This is a genomic window from Aurantimonas aggregata, assembly GCF_010500835.1.
Lineage (GTDB): Bacteria > Pseudomonadota > Alphaproteobacteria > Rhizobiales > Rhizobiaceae > Aurantimonas > Aurantimonas aggregata.
The window spans coordinates 63,583-79,832 of the sequence record NZ_JAAAMJ010000020.1 but is presented as its reverse complement, the minus strand read 5'-3'; the positions used below and the strand labels follow the sequence as shown (position 1 = coordinate 79,832).

At 62.3% G+C, this 16,250-nt stretch carries 15 protein-coding genes, 4 tRNA genes and 1 pseudogene; 11 read left to right on the top strand and 9 right to left on the bottom strand.

Features of this window, described 5'->3' with window-relative positions; genetic code table 11:
* Window positions 1-274: 274 nt before the first annotated feature.
* From GTW51_RS19310 to GTW51_RS19285, 6 genes are all read right to left on the bottom strand, one after another.
* Window positions 275-350, bottom strand: a tRNA-Arg gene (locus GTW51_RS19310).
* Between the two features lie 43 nt (window positions 351-393).
* A complete protein-coding gene (locus GTW51_RS19305) occupies window positions 394-699 on the bottom strand; it encodes an ETC complex I subunit (RefSeq protein ID WP_163045689.1) in 306 nt (101 codons plus the stop codon).
* 45 nt (window positions 700-744) lie between these two features.
* Window positions 745-821 (bottom strand) — tRNA-Pro (locus GTW51_RS19300).
* Window positions 822-930: 109 nt separating this feature from the next.
* Window positions 931-1,617, bottom strand: a complete 687-nt coding sequence (locus GTW51_RS19295; protein ID WP_163045688.1) for a sulfotransferase family protein — start codon at window positions 1,615-1,617, stop codon at window positions 931-933.
* Between the two features lie 246 nt (window positions 1,618-1,863).
* A complete protein-coding gene (locus tag GTW51_RS19290; protein ID WP_163045687.1) occupies window positions 1,864-2,328 on the bottom strand; it encodes a DUF192 domain-containing protein in 465 nt (154 codons plus the stop codon).
* 15 nt (window positions 2,329-2,343) lie between these two features.
* Window positions 2,344-2,916: a cold-shock protein gene (locus GTW51_RS19285; RefSeq protein WP_163045686.1), complete on the bottom strand. Its 573-nt coding sequence runs from the start codon at window positions 2,914-2,916 to the stop codon at window positions 2,344-2,346.
* Between the two features lie 279 nt (window positions 2,917-3,195).
* Here GTW51_RS19285 and GTW51_RS19280 point away from each other — a divergent pair, with 279 nt between their 5' ends.
* From GTW51_RS19280 to GTW51_RS19230, 11 genes are all read left to right on the top strand, one after another.
* Window positions 3,196-3,636, top strand: coding sequence for a VOC family protein (locus GTW51_RS19280; protein ID WP_163045685.1), 441 nt, complete (start codon window positions 3,196-3,198; stop codon window positions 3,634-3,636).
* Between the two features lie 199 nt (window positions 3,637-3,835).
* Window positions 3,836-4,867, top strand: a complete 1,032-nt coding sequence (locus GTW51_RS19275; RefSeq protein ID WP_246233273.1) for a YcbK family protein — start codon at window positions 3,836-3,838, stop codon at window positions 4,865-4,867.
* Between the two features lie 140 nt (window positions 4,868-5,007).
* Window positions 5,008-5,082, top strand: a tRNA-Glu gene (locus GTW51_RS19270).
* A 357-nt stretch (window positions 5,083-5,439) separates the two neighbouring features.
* Window positions 5,440-5,513, top strand: a tRNA-Cys gene (locus GTW51_RS19265).
* A gap of 884 nt (window positions 5,514-6,397) precedes the next feature.
* Window positions 6,398-6,727 carry a hypothetical protein gene (locus tag GTW51_RS19260; RefSeq protein ID WP_163045683.1) on the top strand — a complete coding sequence of 110 codons (330 nt, stop codon included), beginning with the start codon at window positions 6,398-6,400 and terminating at the stop codon, window positions 6,725-6,727.
* Window positions 6,728-6,810: 83 nt separating this feature from the next.
* Window positions 6,811-7,779 (top strand): LAPAL motif-containing putative phage structural protein, encoded by a 969-nt coding sequence (locus tag GTW51_RS19255; protein ID WP_163045682.1) that lies wholly within the window; start codon window positions 6,811-6,813, stop codon window positions 7,777-7,779.
* 240 nt (window positions 7,780-8,019) lie between these two features.
* Window positions 8,020-8,628 (top strand): BRCT domain-containing protein, encoded by a 609-nt coding sequence (locus tag GTW51_RS19250; RefSeq protein WP_163045681.1) that lies wholly within the window; start codon window positions 8,020-8,022, stop codon window positions 8,626-8,628.
* A 97-nt stretch (window positions 8,629-8,725) separates the two neighbouring features.
* Entirely contained in the window at window positions 8,726-8,908 is a 183-nt protein-coding gene (locus GTW51_RS19245; protein WP_163045680.1) for a hypothetical protein, read from the top strand.
* Between the two features lie 237 nt (window positions 8,909-9,145).
* A complete protein-coding gene (locus tag GTW51_RS19240) occupies window positions 9,146-9,382 on the top strand; it encodes a hypothetical protein (protein WP_163045679.1) in 237 nt (78 codons plus the stop codon).
* Between the two features lie 269 nt (window positions 9,383-9,651).
* Window positions 9,652-10,965 (top strand): GGDEF domain-containing protein, encoded by a 1,314-nt coding sequence (locus GTW51_RS19235; RefSeq protein WP_163045678.1) that lies wholly within the window; start codon window positions 9,652-9,654, stop codon window positions 10,963-10,965.
* 317 nt (window positions 10,966-11,282) lie between these two features.
* Window positions 11,283-13,565, top strand: a complete 2,283-nt coding sequence (locus tag GTW51_RS19230) for a putative bifunctional diguanylate cyclase/phosphodiesterase (protein ID WP_163045677.1) — start codon at window positions 11,283-11,285, stop codon at window positions 13,563-13,565.
* A gap of 2 nt (window positions 13,566-13,567) precedes the next feature.
* On the opposite strand, the pseudogene GTW51_RS19225 reads toward GTW51_RS19230, so the two are convergent.
* The 3 genes and pseudogenes from GTW51_RS19225 to GTW51_RS24645 form a co-directional block, all read right to left on the bottom strand.
* Window positions 13,568-14,291: pseudogene (locus GTW51_RS19225) on the bottom strand (SOS response-associated peptidase).
* A gap of 1,241 nt (window positions 14,292-15,532) precedes the next feature.
* Window positions 15,533-15,889 (bottom strand): hypothetical protein, encoded by a 357-nt coding sequence (locus tag GTW51_RS19220; protein WP_163045676.1) that lies wholly within the window; start codon window positions 15,887-15,889, stop codon window positions 15,533-15,535.
* Between the two features lie 43 nt (window positions 15,890-15,932).
* Entirely contained in the window at window positions 15,933-16,181 is a 249-nt protein-coding gene (locus GTW51_RS24645; RefSeq protein ID WP_425483290.1) for a glucan biosynthesis protein, read from the bottom strand.
* Window positions 16,182-16,250 lie beyond the last annotated feature (69 nt).

The following is a 16,250-nucleotide window of genomic DNA, read 5'->3' as shown; positions in this document are numbered from 1 at the left end:
CCGCTCAGAAACGGGCAGAAACGTCATGCGAACCCTTGGATCGCTCCAAGGACGGCGCCAGACTCGCGTCTCCGGATGATCCCCGCGGCAAAAACCACCGAAAGCGGAGGGTTCTTGCGGGTGTCCAGCTGGGTCAAGCCGGAATAGATGTCGTTCTGCGACAATGATGAATGCCCCTACAGAAGAATTGGACGTGAACAGTCTGGCCCCGCACCTGAAACCGGTGCAGGTTCAGCCCAATAACATCAACGAAATCAAAGCCTTAAAAGTAGCGTGGTGACCCCGGCAGGATTCGAACCTGCGACCATCGGCTTAGAAGGCCGGTGCTCTATCCTCTGAGCTACGGGGCCGTTGCCGGCGAAGCGGGTCCTGCCTGATGGCGGCCCAATACCCTCAATGCGTCCAGGGCTGGCGGCGATCGTAGCGGAAATTGTCGGCGTAGGCGACCTTCACCGGCCTGGTGATGCGCGGCTCCTCGACCCGGTAGGCAATCGCATTGCGCTCGGCATACTCGACCGCCTGCTCGCGGGTCTCAAAGGAGAGCTTGATCTGCGAGCGCATGTCGCCGGACGAAGTATAGCCCATCAGCGGTTCGACGCGCTTGGGCTCCTCCGGCTCGTAAACCAGCAGCCACTCGCGCGACTTGGCCTTGCCGGACTGCATGGCGTTGCGGGACGGACGATATATTCTGGCGACCATCTCTGCCTCGTGTGGCGATACCGATGTGCAATGCGCCACCGGCGCTGGTCGGAGCGGCAGGATTCGAACCTGCGACCCTCTGGTCCCAAACCAGATGCGCTACCAGGCTGCGCTACGCTCCGGACACGGCGATGCGCCTGTCTGTCGGGGGTTTGGCGGCTTGGGCCGTCAAAGTCAAGGCGTCCCCGCGAGTTGGACGGCGAAGCGACGGGCGACGCCCCCGAAGACCCCTCAGATAATTTCTCCCCAGGCATCTATTTTCCCCGTGAAATAGTGCCTGATGATCTTCACGGCTTCGTGCCCGATCCGCTCTTCCGCGCTCAAAGATGTCAGGTGCGATACGTGCCGTCGATGATAATACGTCCGCTCATCATAGTAGGAGAATCCAACATCTTTCACTTTTTCGCCGGAGACTGAAAGACTGTCGGCCATTTCCTTGACCGCTCTCTTGTCGTGAGTTTTGGCTATACGGTAAATTTCGAGCGGGGTTGCATCGACGGATAGCGCTCGAGAAATCTTCCATGCCGCCCGGAACGGTCGCTTATCGATATCCTCGTATCGAACGATCAAAGCGTGCTTTCTAATCTGCTCGAAGAAGCCGAACCATTTTTCCAACCGGTCGATGGCGTCAGACAAAGGCGCGTCGAACGTTTCCATCCAAGATGCGATCGCATCTTCCGGCTTCCTGACCGTGCAGATTGCCTTGACCGCACCCAACTTGATGAGCCGCAATGTATGCTCATCAGTCACGTGAGCCTTGATTATGATGTGATCTGCCTCACCCGAGCGCGGAATGACTGCATGAATGGAGGAATGAGGCTCTTGGTACAGGACTCCCCTCTTGGCCAGGAGTTCGCGCACCACATTGAAGCTGAATGTTGACCCACTTCTCTGCATTCCGGCAACGAACACGAGCATTACACTTCCCCGGCAAGCGCCAATATCGAGAATGAACACCAGACCGCACGACGGCAATTGTCAATCGCACCTCAAGTTGAAGGCGCTAGCACACTGAGCCGACTCCATCGGTGATGAGGCTACTGCATGTCGTCGTGCGTTGCGGGCACGAAGATGGCGGCCCCGGCGCAGAGCTGGCGGCGACACGAACCGATCGCCTGCGGGACAGGTTCGTATCCTGTACGCGATCTCGTCTGCTCTCCCCCCTCAGGGCGACGGAATAATCTCGTGTTCGAGCCGATCGCCCTTCGCCACGCCGTAGCGGGCAGCCGCCCCGCCGTTCAGTTCCAGGACATAGCGCACCGGGACGCCGGAGGGAATCGTGTCGAGCGACAGCGGCTGGGCGTTGGTCTTGATGCTCGCCACCGTGCCGGTCTCGTCGATGAACAGCATGTCGAGGGGAATCAGCGTGTTCTTCATCCACATCGAGACCGGGCGCGATTCGTCGAAATCGAACAGCATGCCCTGCCCGGCCGGCATCGATTCCCGGTTCATCAGCCCGGTCGCCCGCGTGTCGGGCGTGGTCGCGAGTTCGACCTCGATCGCGTGGCGTCCCGTGGCGGTGACGAGCGTCGCGCTGGAAAGATCGTCCCCGGCGAACGCGAAATAACCCGCGCCCAGTAAGGCAGCGGCGGCGACGAGGGCGGCGAGAAGCGGCTTGCGGAGCATCATCGATCGTATCCGGCGTCAGTGGGAGGCAGGCTGGACCGGCCCGGTGCCGGGATGGACCTCGGCGGCCATCAGCCCCTTGGCGCCGTCGCCGAACCGCACCAGCACTTCCTGGCCCGGCTGCAATTCGGTCAGGCCGTAGCGACGCAGCGTTTCCATGTGCACGAAGATATCTTCGGTGCCCTCGCCGCGCGTCAGGAAACCGTAGCCCTTGGTCCGGTTGAACCATTTGACCACGGCCGGCACGAGATCGCTGTTCGGCGTGACGGCGACATGGGTGCGCGAAGGCGGCTGCTGCGAGGGGTGCACCGCGGTCGAGGAATCCATCGAAAGGACCCGGAAGGCCTGCAGGCCGCGATCGCCCTGCTGGACCTCGCAGACGAGGCGGGCACCCTCCAGCGCCGTCGAGAACCCGTCCCGGCGCAGGCAGGTGACATGCAGCAGGATGTCCGGACCCTGGCCATCGGGAACGATGAAGCCGAACCCCTTGGACACGTCGAACCATTTGATGTGGCCGGACACCACGGTGATCTCGCCGCTGCCCGGTGCATCGGCTTCGCTGCGCATGTGTGCAGAGAGTCTCTCGGGCATGCGGGAGTCCTGCGCTGACACCAAACCGAATCGCTGCAATCGAGCTTAGCATTAACCCTGCCGATCTCGGCAAGAGCCCCGGCGTACCAGCCCGTCGAAATATGGGCTTGTCACCAGATGCTGCGACAGCTGTGATGTGCCAGAGGCAATTTGCACAGATCGCCGTCGTGTCAGGCAGCGGAACGTGTTGTTGACGGGGTGGTCTGGACACGTGCTGGGCTTGGCGCGGCAAACGTCCACCCTACCCTGTTGCCCATCCCACCAACCGGAGCCCTATCCATGCGCTATCTGCACACGATGGTCCGCGTCACCGACGTCGACCAGTCCCTCGACTTCTACTGCAACAAGCTGGGTCTGGTGGAGACCCGCCGGATCGAAAGCGAACAGGGACGCTTCACGCTGATCTTCCTCGCAGCGCCGGGCGACCAGCCGGGGGCCGCGGAAAATGCCGCGCCGCTGATGGAGCTGACCTATAACTGGGACCCCGAGGAATATTCGGGCGGCCGCAATTTCGGCCATCTCGCCTACGAGGTCGACGACATCTACGCGACGTGCCAGACCCTCATGGACAAGGGCGTGACGATCAACCGTCCGCCGCGCGATGGTCGCATGGCCTTCGTCAAGTCGCCCGACAACATCTCCTTCGAATTGCTCCAGAAGGGCGAGTCGAAGGCACCGGCCGAACCGTGGTCGTCCATGCCGAACACCGGCACCTGGTAGCATCGAGCGGCGGCGGCTACGGTCGCCGCCACCATTCTGCTGCCGCATTCTGGCCATAGGTCCTCAAATAAGCTTTACTAAGAAGGTTGCGCATTCGCGCTTGCGTTACGTCCCGTGGGGATCGGGCGTCGAGCAAGCGCCAAGGATACGATCAGGCAAGGCAGGCCCCGAAGACCTGCCGCGAGAGGGGTGGTGTCCATTGACGACGCAATTCGCCGGCGCCCGCGCCGCGGCGCTTCGTACACGCTTGCTGGCCGCAGCGCTGTTCGCGACTGTGCCGGTTCTGTCGTCCTGCGTATCCGCCGTGGACGACAGTTCGGCCTTCGGGTTTTCCAATCTCGGCGCTGATGCGGTCGCGGCGGACGCCGCCGAGTCGATCGCGGCCGATGCTTCGGCTTCGGAGGACGCTGCGCCGGCGGAGGCCGCACAGTCGGCTGCCCCCGAAGAAATCGTCGCAGCCAGCCAGCCCGCCGCCGCGACGCCCCCTCCTGCCACCGCCGCCGAGAGCACGCCGTCCTTGCTTCGCCCGACGTCGGTCGATGGCAAGGCCGTCGCCGCCTATGCGGGCGGATCCGTCACCGAAGGTGACCAGGTGGCCGCGCTTGCCCCGAGTGGCAAGGAAACCTCGCTGTTCTCCTCGTTGTTCGCCCGCAGCAACGCCAAGCCGCCGGTCCCCAATGCCGACAAGCGCAAGGGACAGCGTGTCGTGCTGCGCCAGGAAGGCGCGCCCGTGGCGAGTGGCGACTTCGCCCTGCCCGGCGTCGACCCGACCTCGCTGTTCGAGATCGGCCAGCGGGCATCGGCGGAGGACGAGGACCTCATGGAAGATTCCGCCATGGGCTACCAGGTGGCCTCGCTCACCGGCATGGCGCGGCTCAGCCCCAACGGGCTTCGCGTTCAGCGCGAGGACGTCGACACGTCCTGCTTCCCGTCGCAGCTCGTCGGCATGTTGCGCTCGATCGAGCGCAAATTCGGCAAGAAGGTCATCGTCACCTCCGGCTACCGCAGCCCGACGCACAATCGCCGCGTCAACGGCGCCACCCGCTCCCAGCACATGGGCTGCAAGGCTGCCGACATCGTCGTGCCCGATGCCGACCGATTCGTCGTCGCCGCCTATGCGCGCTCCCTGCCCGGCCGCGGCGGCGTTGGAACCTATTGCCATTCCGCCGCCATCCACGTCGATGTCGGGCCGCAGCGCGACTGGAACTGGCGCTGCCGCCAGCGCAAATAATAAGAAGCATCAGCAATCGCAGGCGGTTGCCGGGTCTTTACCAAGCGCTGGCTTGCCAGGCCCGCGGTGTCACAAACCCGGCAAAAAGTCCGCCGCCGCGCTTGCGATCCCCGGCGAAGCCCCTTATACACCGCGTCGCTGCGCCCATCGTCTATCGGTTAGGACGCCACCCTTTCACGGTGGAGAGAGGGGTTCGATTCCCCTTGGGCGTACCATTTGCCCCTGATGGCCTGTCGGCCATCCGAGAATCCGGTCACTCAACGCCGTCATTACCAGCTTGCCCCGATGGCTGCTGAATGATATGATTTGCAGCATGTCGATCTCGGACCATCTCTCGAGACGCAGACTCGTTTGGCATTACATCCACGCGCGTCCAGAGACCCGCCCGCCCGGTGATCCGGCGACACATTGCCCCCAGTACATTTCCTGCCGCAGCGGCCCACCGTCGAGACGGCTGGCGCAAGATGTCGAGGACGCGAGCGGCGCCCATTGAATATTCTCGGGTAATTGCGTCCGCCGCGATGACGAGCCTTGCAGGCCGTCGTCCGAACCAGTAGGAACGGCGCCGTTGGGGCCTCGTGGCGGAGTGGTTACGCAGAGGACTGCAAATCCTTGCACGGGGGTTCGATTCCCTCCGAGGCCTCCATTAAATTCCCGGTTCAAATCAATATTTTAAGTCGTCGAGGGTCGGGGTTTCGGCCCCCTTCATGTTGCGATCATGTTGCAGCCAGTTCCCTTGAACTGCGGGGGTTTGCCGCTGGCCTCGGCTACTCCACGCGACACGGGATGCGACACGGCGAATCGGATCTGCGACAAGATTCGGATGGGACCGCGCGTCCGGCGCCTAAGTATGCCTGTCGGGCACGGTTACCCGCGCCGGGGGCATTCTGCACTATCGTAAAATCCGACAGTGCCTGACGGACATCCTCGCCTCCGAGGAGGCGGAACCGTTCACTCTGCTACTCATTCTCAAGCCGACTGATCAAACAGGAGGAACCGGGATGCGTATCGAGACTGCCGTCGCAATTTTCGTTAATTCGGCCTTCTTCAGCATGGTGGCAGCGATTGGGGTCGCCGGAGTGTATGTCCTGTTCCCATAAACCTGCCATCCGCCGCAGCTCGTGTGGGGCGCAGAGGATGTTCCGGCCGTTGGCCAGGCTCTCCCGTCCTCACCTGATCAGCGCCGTCGAGCAGACCTTGCTCCAGCACCTCGGGGACCACCCCCTGCCCCGCCGCGGCTCGATCTATCGGCGCCGAAATGTTTGAATGGATGAGCGGCAGTAGCAGGAGAAGATCGCCCCGCCGCGCGGTACGTGGCAGGGCGCCGAGCGCGTGTGGGTTGGACGTGACGCGCTCGCAGCCTCCGCCGTGCTCTTCGTCAGAGGCCGGCCGGGAAGCTATCCAGTCAGGGGGCGAACGCAAGCCCGTTTAGTCAATAAGTGGACGCGGGGCGCGCTTTTGGCCCGTCGATGCTGTCGGAGAAGGTGATGGTCAATGTGGCGCCGGCGGACCTGCCCAAGGAAGGCAGCCATGTGCGAGCGTGAGCCCCCCGCTGAGAAGGCGTCACCGATTGGGACGCGATCATCACTCACCAAGTGCTCGCTACAACATCACGCTGGCGATCTCGGCTGCGTTATCGGCATGCTGGCTCAACTTCTGCAGGGAACTCGGATGCTTAAGGAAGACGCGAAGCGCTACGTTCTGGCCAAGTGGTGGGCCCTTCCTCCAGAAGAACGGAGGACGGAAAACCAAGCGGCCGGCTTCGCAATGCGGATGGCGAACGAAGTGCATTTCCGGGCGCACGCCGAGCGGTATCAGTTGATCATGGGCTGGCTGCTCAAGCATCTCTCTCGAGAGTAGCCCTCCCGGCTGAAGCCTTCCGCCCCGCCGCCGGGTCCGGCGAGCCTGAGGGCAATCAGTGCGGTTGCACTTCTTATCCTGGAATGATCCCTTGCTCGGGTAAGAGGGAATCTTTCCGCATGTCAGCAGTTTGCGATCTACGTCGCCTGGAAGGCGACAATCTCGTCGTCCACTTTGGCGGACGGCTGAGCGAAGTAGACGTATTCACCTACGGCCGGAGCCTGCTGGAGTTCTCAGAGCTCCTGCGCGAAATCAACGGTGCCCTGAACCCAGGCTCTCGCCTCGAGGTCCGGATCGTTGCCGATGGGCCGGGCAGCTTCCGCGTCCAGCTGCGTATCGCAAGGCACATTCTCAAAAACCTTTGGGCTGCGATCGAGGGTTCGCCTACCGGATCCGCCTCGGTTGGCAGCTTTCTCGGCGCGATCGCCAGCGTCCTGCTGCTCAATCTGGTTTCACCGTCGGAGGACGAGCAGATTGTCGTAGGCGACGACGTCGTCGAGATCCGGCGGGGCGATACGCTGATCATCCTGCCGCGTGAGGCCAAGGAGGCGGCCGAGCAGGTGCAGAAGAACCCGGCAGTGCTGGACCGGGTGCAGCGGACCTTCGAAGTGCTGGAGGACGATCCCTCGATCGAGAGCTTCGGCATCACGAGGCATCTGAACGATCCCGAGCCGGAGTTCGAAATCCAGCGGAAGTACTTCCGCGAGCTCGCCGAAAAGGGCGACAGGGTAATCAGCGACGAGGCCATTCGCATTGTGCCGCACAAGGCGACCCTCGTCCTCAACAAGATCTGGCTCGACCGCTCGAAGACCCGGAAATGGCAGGTGGTCTGGAACGGCTTTCCAGTCAGCGTCACAGTCCACGATGACAGCTTCTTCGACCGTCTGGCTCACCGCGCCATCACCATTCGCCAGGGAGACGCGCTGCGAGGAACTCTGGAGGTCCGGCAGGAGCGCAACGAGATGACGGGTGCTTGGGAGAACCGTGAATACCGTGTCACCGAGGTGGACGACGTCATCTACCCGCCGCAGCAAGGCGAGATGCTGGACTGACGGTGGCGCCCGAAGGGAAGCTCTGTTCGGCAGCATCCCTTTTTCCCCCTGCCCAGTGGCCCTCAAGGGAATCAACACGACGTTCGCCAGCGGTGGCCTGCGCGGGCCTAAGCCGCGGCTCTGACGTCGAACTCGGCCTCCAGACGCGCGTAGATCAGCCTGCAGGGTGCCGCACGGCTCCAAGACCTCGACACCGTCCTGTAGTTGCGCCACCCTTCACTCGGGAGATGGGGGGAAACGATGAGCGACGCACTTAACAACCGCCTCGGCGGCGAGCGGATCAGCAGCCGACAGATCGACGAACTGATTGGTCTCGCTCGGGGGGTGGCAGCAGACGGCTCCATCAACCAGGCCGAAGTTGAGTTCTTGCAGAAGTGGCTGGCGGGGAACGTCGAGATCACTGGCCACCCGCTGGTGCGGACACTCTACCGCCGCGTCAATGAGATGCTGAGCGACGGCATCATCGACGAGGATGAGAAGGCCGAACTGCTCGATACTCTGAACCGCTTTTCTAGCCGCGACTTCGAGCTCGGGGAGGTGTTGAAGGCGACAACGCTGCCGCTTTGCAATCCGGCGCCGATGCCGCTCGCCTTCGAGGGCCTCCGGTACACGTTCACCGGGACGTTCAACTACGGGAAGCGCAAGGACTGCGAAGCCGCCGTTGTCGAACGTGGCGCGGACGTCGGCTCGCTGACGGCCGCTACCAACGTGCTGGTGATCGGCGTCTATGCCACGGACTCTTGGAAACACTCGTCATTCGGCAACAAGATACTGAAGGCTTGCGAACTTCGAGATCGGGGACACCCAATCTCGATCGTCGCGGAAGAGCACTGGACGCGGCACCTATGATCGGAGCCGTTACCCTCGGCAATCCACGCGACATGGAGTGCGACATGAAGGGCATTGGAAGACTGGTCTGCTGGTTCGTTCGGACGATGCCGAGCCGATGAGTACCGCCAATTACCAGGCCAGGGCGGACGCCTCCGAGGTAGAAGCTGCAAATGCCGAGACCGACCGCCAGCGACAGCGGCATGAGGAATCACGAAAGAACTGGCAGCGTCTGACCGACCAGGCACAACGGTTTGAAGCCGAGAAGGCGCGGCTTCTGGCCATCCGGCAAGATGAATAGGCAGATGCCGGCGCGTGGGCGCCAAGGATCCGCCGCCTCATCGCCTATCTCTCCGGCCATCCGCCGAGATCCGGCAGAAGGCAGCTGCCCTTGTCACGATGCATGAGCCCCAGGGCACCTGGTTGGCCGCTCGCGAGAAGCGGCGGCTGGCGAGGCACGACGGCACTTCTCCCGGACCCACGCCCGTCGTCAAGCCGTGACGAAGGTTCCCGTTGACGCTGGCCACAGCGGCCACAGATGAACTTGATGATCCGCCGTCTGCTCTCACTGCTCTTCGGAGCTTCAGCCGAAACCCGGCAGGAAGCGAGGGTCTTGATTGTTCTTCACGGACCTGAGAGGGCGTGGCTAAGGGCCCGCGACAAGCTGCGGATGGCGGGTGTGGTGGATGCGGAAGATGACAGCCGCTACTGGCGCGACGTCATGCTCGAGATCGAACGGCGCACCGGCTATCGGCATGACAAGGACACTGCATAACGAGCAAATGATCGTCGTGGCCGCTGTGGATCGTCCCGCCGCAGAGAATTGCGGCGGACGCAGCGAGGGTATGCCGGGACGTGACGCGCCGTGTGATCTTCTTCGGTCGCCAAGTGGCGCCTGCGGGAAGTATGGTGTCCTCCGCCGGTGGCCGGAGCTCCGCAGTCGGCGAAGCCAATGAGGGGAAGTAGACGGAGCGCAAACCGAAACTTGGCTGCCGGTTGCGCCGCAGTTTGCCTCGGCTGATTACAATCCGATACACTGCTCAGATGATCATTCAGGAGAATGCAGTTTCGGCCCGCCCGTCTAAAATATCTGCGTGGATGAAAATCCAGGCGGAAAAGCCTGAGATCATGGCAGAGGTCGAGAGACTTCTCGGGAGGCGAACTCGTGACATCCGCCTGAGCGGCGAGCTTCTCTCCCTGTTTTGGGAGCGTACGTGGTCACAGACTGCCAAGATCATCCGCTCATGGATGATATGGGTGGCAATTCTAGATGTGTTGACGCTCGCACTTAATATGGTGCTGGTTCCGAGCTCGGTGGCGCAAGCCATGCTCCTACCCGGCAGCATCGTCCCGCCTGTCGCGGTCGCCGTCATATTGGTCTGGCGGAGGCCCCGCGGCCCTTGGGTCGAGGGCGCCTCCCTCATTCTGGGCCTATTCCTGATCCTGCTCTCCATCGCACTAGTCGGTTTGAGTGCCGGAGGCGAATTTCATGAGCGCTATCTGAACATAATGCTGTTCGTGGCAATAACTGCCATCATCATCTTTAGCATTCCTTTGCTGTGGACGGCGTCGATCGCAGTCTTGTCCCTAAGTATCTACTTTGTTTTTCAGCTTAAGAACCCTGGGATCGGCATGTGGCATGCCGTGGACGGTGCTCTGTTCTTCGCGAGCGGAATGGTCGCAACGATCGTAGCGCGTCGAACCATGACGATCCTGGCTCAGAAGGCATTCCTTCTGGAACTTCGAGACAAAGGACGCGTCGCGGAGCTAGCTGAGGCGAATGACCGGCTTGAGCGGCTGACGAGAACGGATCCGCTGACCGGGCTCGCTAACCGGCGCTGGATGACCGAGATGGTGGGCAGACTCTGGAACGACAGACGATCATGCTCCGATGGCGCCGCCATGCTGATGTGCGACATTGATGACTTCAAGTACTTGAACGATCATCTTGGTCATGCTGAAGGCGATCGCTGCTTGATTAGAGTAGCCAGCATCATCAAAGACTGCCTGAAAAGAGAACAGGACCAAGTGGCGCGCTACGGCGGTGAAGAATTTTTTGTGCTACTTCCTGCAACGGGAGAGGACGGTGCTTTAGCGATGGCGGAACACATTCGCCGGAGTGTCGAGGCCGCCGCTCTTCCAAACCCCACGTCTCGCGTCTCGTGTCATGTTACCCTCAGCATCGGGATTGCCGTCTCGACTCCGGATACCGATGAGATTTCGTCGGAATTGCTTCAGCGTCAGGCGGATGCAGCACTTTACCGGGCGAAGGGGACAGGGCGCAATCGCGTAGTCATCCATCAGCAAGGCGAACCGGGTACATCGGCTGCGGGTACGACTACGGCAACGTTGCAGTAGTCTTCGGCACCGCCGCTGCTGCGGAATTCCACTTGGCTAGCCCCTTGGAACACCTCCCCCCCGTCCTTCCGCCCCCCAAGCCGTGAGTCGGGGAAAGGGGGGATTCCCTCCGGGACATCCACTGCGTTTGCGGGGAGATAAGCCTCCTCTGGTAGCCGCTCTGAGCTTTGATCCAGGAGGTCTGAGCAGGACCGGCCGCTCAATCAGAGACGGGGTTCGCTCCGCCATGCTACAAGTGGCACGACTGCTTTCAATCATGAAGCGAGAAACAGCTTCTTCAGATAGCGCTGGTCAAGACGGCGCCGTACGGACACCTCATGATCGATAATTTTGCGCAGCCAAGCCGAGGCCTGTTCTTCCTCAAGATTATGCTGCCAATGCTGGCTGTGGCATTGCTCCTGAATGGCATTGCGGCGGCAATGCTGTGGTGGTCGGCCTCGGAATCGGACCGTGTCTCGATCGACCGCCAGCACATGTTGGTCGATGTGGTGGTCGCTGAGATCCGGTCGAAGATCGCTCATGATCAGGAGAGCGTAACGGTCTGGGACGACGCCGTTACGGAAGTGAAAAACCCCGGTGGCGCGGAGTGGATCGACGTCAATCTGGGTTCATGGATGGCCAGCTATTTCGGCCACGACCACGCCTATGTTCTCGATCCCGAGGATCGGCCCATCTATGCCTTTGCCGACGGTGCGCAGCAGGATCCCTCGGCGTTTGCAGCCGTCCGGCCGCAGGCGCAGCTCTTCGTGGCGGAGTTACGGTCTCGAATGGCGTCGGGAGATACCGAAGGTATATCCGATCGCGTGCTCACTCTCGGGGCATCGGATCTCGTGAACATCAATGGCCGTCCGGCCATTCTCAGCGTCAAGCCAATCGTCTCCGATACGGGCGACCTCGTCCAGGTACCGGGTGAGGAGTATATGCACGTCGCCGCGCGCTACCTCGACGGCGAGTTCGCGGCCGGGCTCGAGCGAGACTATCTTCTCGATGATCTGAGGTTTTCCTGGGATGCGGAGGCGCCCCCTGGCTCGGCGTTGGTCCCGCTTCTCAAGGACGACGGCCTGCCCCTCGGATATCTCGTGTGGACGCCGTTCAGGCCCGGCTCGACGGTGCTGTGGCGGGTCGGCCCTGTCATGCTGGGCCTCGCGATCGCCAGTCTGATCGTCCTGGCGGGCCTGCTCGTCGCGCTCCGCCGCCGGTCGATCAATCTGTCTTCGAGCGAAGCGGAAGTCCGACATCTCGCCCATCACGATCTCCTGACTGGCCTCGCCAATCGCGCACAGCTCGCCAAACGCTTCGGTGCGGCGCTTGCGGACCGCCGGACGGGCGATAACCTCACACTGATCTATCTGGATCTCGATCACTTCAAGGAGGTGAACGATACGCTCGGCCACCCGGCCGGCGACGAGCTCCTGCGAGAATTTGCCGATCGCCTCAGGAGATTGACCACGCAAGCCGATACGGTTGCCCGCGTCGGGGGCGACGAATTCATCGTCCTGACCCGCTCGCTATCGTCTTCACAGGCCGTCGCCGATTTCTGCACAACCCTTATAGAGACGACAAGGCGCCCCTTCGACCTGGAGGGCACGCAGGTGTTTGTCGGAGCGAGCGTCGGGGCGGCAAGAGCGTCGCACCCGTCGGATGATCGTGAGGAGCTATTTCGAAAAGCTGACGTCGCCCTCTATCACTCCAAGCGGTCGGGGCGCAGCAGCTATACGCTGTACGACCCGCAACTGGACCAGGCGGCGACGCTGCGCCGGAACCTGGAGCGGAACCTGCGAGCCGCGCTGGAGCGGCCGGGCGAGCTTGAGGTGCACTATCAGCCGCTCATCCGCGCAAACGACGGCACGATCTCCGGATTCGAGGCCCTGTTGCGGTGGCATCACCCTACCGAGGGGCCGATTTCGCCGGCGGTGTTCATACCGGTGGCCGAGGAGACAGGACTAATTCTCCGGCTGGGTGCGTGGGTCCTCCAGCAGGTATGCACCGACACGAGGGCCTGGCCTGTCGACACCCTGGCGGTGAACGCCTCGATGATCGAGCTGCACGATGAGCATTACGGCGCCCGCGTCGAGAAGATCCTTCTCGCGAACGGAATGGCGCCGCAACGCCTCGAGCTGGAGATCACCGAAAGCGCCTTCTGTGAGAGGGCAACGGTCTGCGAGAAGAACATCACGTATCTGCGCGGGCTCGGCGTCAGGTTCGCGCTCGACGACTTCGGCACGGGCTTCTCGTCGCTGGGACGGCTTCACGATCTCCGTGCCGAAGCCCTGAAGATCGACCGCAGCTTCGTTGCGGGGTTCGGAACCGACAACGGTGACGAAGCGATCGTGCAGGCTATCGTCGACCTTGCACAAGCCGTCGGGATGAAGACCACTGCCGAGGGCGTCGAGACGGCCGAGCAAAGGGACCTCCTGGCCGCAATGGGATGCGACCAGCTACAGGGCTTTCTGCTTTGCCGGCCGCTGCCTGCCCGCGAGATCGAGACATTGCTGCGAGCGGAGACGACCGAAACGGCACTTGGGGCTCCGGATAGGGGCGGACAGTGGTCCGTCATGAGGTGGCGGAAGCAGGAAGCGATAACCGGGATGGCCCGCTGACCCTACCATGCTGCCACACAGCGAGTGTCGATCTCCGCCTGGTTCGCCTCCTCCCCGTCCTTCCGCTCCCCCTGGGCAACGATCTGCAGCACGTCATCCGGCAACGGCCGCCGCAGCGCCGACGCCTCTGCCCACTCCGCCTGCAACCAGACCTCGATCTCCTCCGGCTCGGTCAGGATCACCGGCATCGCCTTCGGGTGAATCGGCCCGACGATGGAGTTCGGCTCTGTTGTGAGAAAGCCGTAGAGGTCGGCGTTCACCTCCCCTCCTTCACCTTCCGAACGCTGGTCCAGTTCGTCCAGATCCCGGCGAAGACCATCAGCGGCCGGCTCTCGTCCCGGGCGAACCAGGTCGGCACCTTCTTGCCGTCGATCGTGTCGTATTCGCAGAACGACGTGAGCGGCACGACGCAGCGGTTGGCCGGCCCGAGCCAGCGGCGCCAGTGCGGGCTGTGCGTCCGCCGGATGTTCGTCACGCCGGGATCGGTCTTCTTGCCTTCGAGCGCAACTTCGGCGACAGCATGCCCCAGCGCGCCATTGTCAGTTCCCGCACGCCGTCCTCGCTATACCGGATGATGGGCGCGGTTGTGTCGGGGAAGACGCCCGGCAGCGGCGGCATGTTGCCCGTCCGGTCCCGCATGGCGCGGGTGAACTCGAGAATGGCCGTCTGGTCCTTGGTGATGGAATAGACAGGCGGTTGAGGCCGTCGAGCAGGCGGAGCGCTCATCGCTGTCGTCTTGATCTCCAACCGCAATTCTGTTCGGGGAGGCTGCCACTTTCACGCGCTTGGACGCTGCCGGGTTGACCGAGACTAAACCGCACTCGCCCGCTTTCGAATATGCAGCCCAGATTGTATTGCGCGGCTCCGATTATTCGCGCGAACTCAAAGCAATCTCGCGGACGCCATGAATCAGGAACTGGAATGGTGTCACGCCAGATGTCGGCCACGTATGCCGAGCAGACCATCATGCCCTCGTCACGATGGTCCTCTTGCCCATCCGACCGATCCTGTTGGTTCCGTTCTAGGAATGGTCCGAGGCGAAACTCCCGTTCAAACCGTTGTTGCGCCTCAGTCGGCCCGCCATCTGAGATCAGCAGGGCGGCGGTCAAAGCGACGACTGTGCGTGCGCGCATAAAAATACCTCCACGGTGACACAGGTCATCCGCTGGAACATGCTGGTCTTCGCACTAGTTCCGCGCAAGGCCGCGCAACGCTTCAAAGAGACCGTCGTGGCCGCCCCGGCGTCCCCGCGAGTGAAAGACCTGTCAGAAGTGCGGCAGGAGAGGGTAGCAGCGGGCGGGGGCGAGATTGTGAGGCAGACGATCACGCGGAAGTCGTTCACCTGCAGCCGGGATATGTCGGCCTGTTCCACAGCGAGGCCCGCTGGCCGAGACGACGCTAGCTGTCAACGCGCAAGCGTGCTGCTGCGCCCGGCGGGAATCCCCTTGCATGATTTTAGTGCCTTTGGACCCTCTCGCTCGTTCGATCGTTCTCTTGGGATAGGGACGTCAGGCGGAGGAAGAGCCGTGCTGAAAAGTTTGGTTATGGGAATAGGGTTACTGGCGACCGGTGCGGTTCCGGCTGGGGCTGGGCACCTCCAAAGCGATCCGTTGGTCCAGCAGTGGCATGACGCCCGTTACGTCTGCAAACTAGGCAAAGATCGCCAGGGAGCCCGCGTGCCAGAACATGAGCGAGATGCCATCTGTCATACGCTCGAGCGGTTCAGCTTCATCCTTCGGGAAGGTGCCCACTGCTGGAGCGTATCGGAACAGGAATGGTTCCCATCCGGGCGGGACGACCGCTCATGCGATCGCGTCGCCACGGCGCGCTAGGCCCGGCACGGCCCCTGCGTTGCGGCCCGCTCAACGCAGTTGGCTGGTGCCAACAGCATGAAAGTGCGAGACAAAGCGAAACGAAAACAGAGGCCCCGGGCGGGGCCCCTGTTCAGTCCTGCGGCTTTACCGCAATTAGCCGTCAATCTGCTTCTGAACGGCTTGGGCAAGGGCTTGGGACGAAGAGGTCGCCTCGCAAGTCGCGTCGCCGGCCTTCTTCTGCTCAGCCAGTACGTTGGCGTTTACGTCGCAGACCGTTGCCGCCACGCCCACCGGAACCTGAACCTGTGTGACGTCTACCAGGTCGGAGACCTCGACATTCAGATCGTTGGCGATTTCCTGAAGCACGACGTCGCCCAGAGATACGGTCACGAGGCCTTCGGACGTGCTGTTGTTGCCGCCGCCGCCAGCGTTGCCGGAGTTACCCTGGGCAAAGGCAGAGCCTGCCAGCGCGAGGACGAGAACGGCTGCGGATGCTGTGGTCTTGAACATGGTATCGTTTCCTAATGGTCTTCGTCCCTGTCGAGGACCACAATCATTCAACATCCAATCCGTTCCGGCGAAAGGTCCAGATCACCTTCGGATTACGAAGCGGCCGCAACAACCAATCGTTGGATCCAGCACGGATCCAAAGCGCCTCCGAGTCATCAATCTGCGGTCGGAAATCGGAGACACTGCGACCAACGGCTTCGCCCCGCATGTACATGCTGGTGGTCGGCGCGCCAGTCGATAGTGGCGATCTTCCGACGTATAGGTGCGGTCTCCGCCACCACGAGTTCGGCACCGTACGGCGCGAGCGCCAATCGTCTTGCTCCCTCCCGTATCTGCCGTGTAATTCTGCTCAGCCCGACCG

Excerpts from the sequence above, each read along its gene's own strand:
- GTW51_RS19240 (WP_163045679.1), top strand. The coding sequence starts at position 9,146 with ATGAACTTGATGATCCGCCGTCTGCTCTCACTGCTCTTCGGAGCTTCA.
- GTW51_RS19290 (WP_163045687.1), bottom strand. The coding sequence starts at position 2,328 with ATGATGCTCCGCAAGCCGCTTCTCGCCGCCCTCGTCGCCGCCGCTGCC.
- GTW51_RS19250 (WP_163045681.1), top strand. The coding sequence starts at position 8,020 with ATGAGCGACGCACTTAACAACCGCCTCGGCGGCGAGCGGATCAGCAGC.
- GTW51_RS19295 (WP_163045688.1), bottom strand. The coding sequence starts at position 1,617 with ATGCTCGTGTTCGTTGCCGGAATGCAGAGAAGTGGGTCAACATTCAGC.
- GTW51_RS19235 (WP_163045678.1), top strand. The coding sequence starts at position 9,652 with ATGATCATTCAGGAGAATGCAGTTTCGGCCCGCCCGTCTAAAATATCT.
- GTW51_RS19255 (WP_163045682.1), top strand. The coding sequence starts at position 6,811 with ATGATCCCTTGCTCGGGTAAGAGGGAATCTTTCCGCATGTCAGCAGTT.
- GTW51_RS19280 (WP_163045685.1), top strand. The coding sequence starts at position 3,196 with ATGCGCTATCTGCACACGATGGTCCGCGTCACCGACGTCGACCAGTCC.
- GTW51_RS19230 (WP_163045677.1), top strand. The coding sequence starts at position 11,283 with ATGATCGATAATTTTGCGCAGCCAAGCCGAGGCCTGTTCTTCCTCAAG.
- GTW51_RS19260 (WP_163045683.1), top strand. The coding sequence starts at position 6,398 with ATGTGCGAGCGTGAGCCCCCCGCTGAGAAGGCGTCACCGATTGGGACG.
- GTW51_RS19220 (WP_163045676.1), bottom strand. The coding sequence starts at position 15,889 with ATGTTCAAGACCACAGCATCCGCAGCCGTTCTCGTCCTCGCGCTGGCA.
- GTW51_RS19245 (WP_163045680.1), top strand. The coding sequence starts at position 8,726 with ATGAGTACCGCCAATTACCAGGCCAGGGCGGACGCCTCCGAGGTAGAA.
- GTW51_RS19305 (WP_163045689.1), bottom strand. The coding sequence starts at position 699 with ATGGTCGCCAGAATATATCGTCCGTCCCGCAACGCCATGCAGTCCGGC.
- GTW51_RS19285 (WP_163045686.1), bottom strand. The coding sequence starts at position 2,916 with ATGCCCGAGAGACTCTCTGCACACATGCGCAGCGAAGCCGATGCACCG.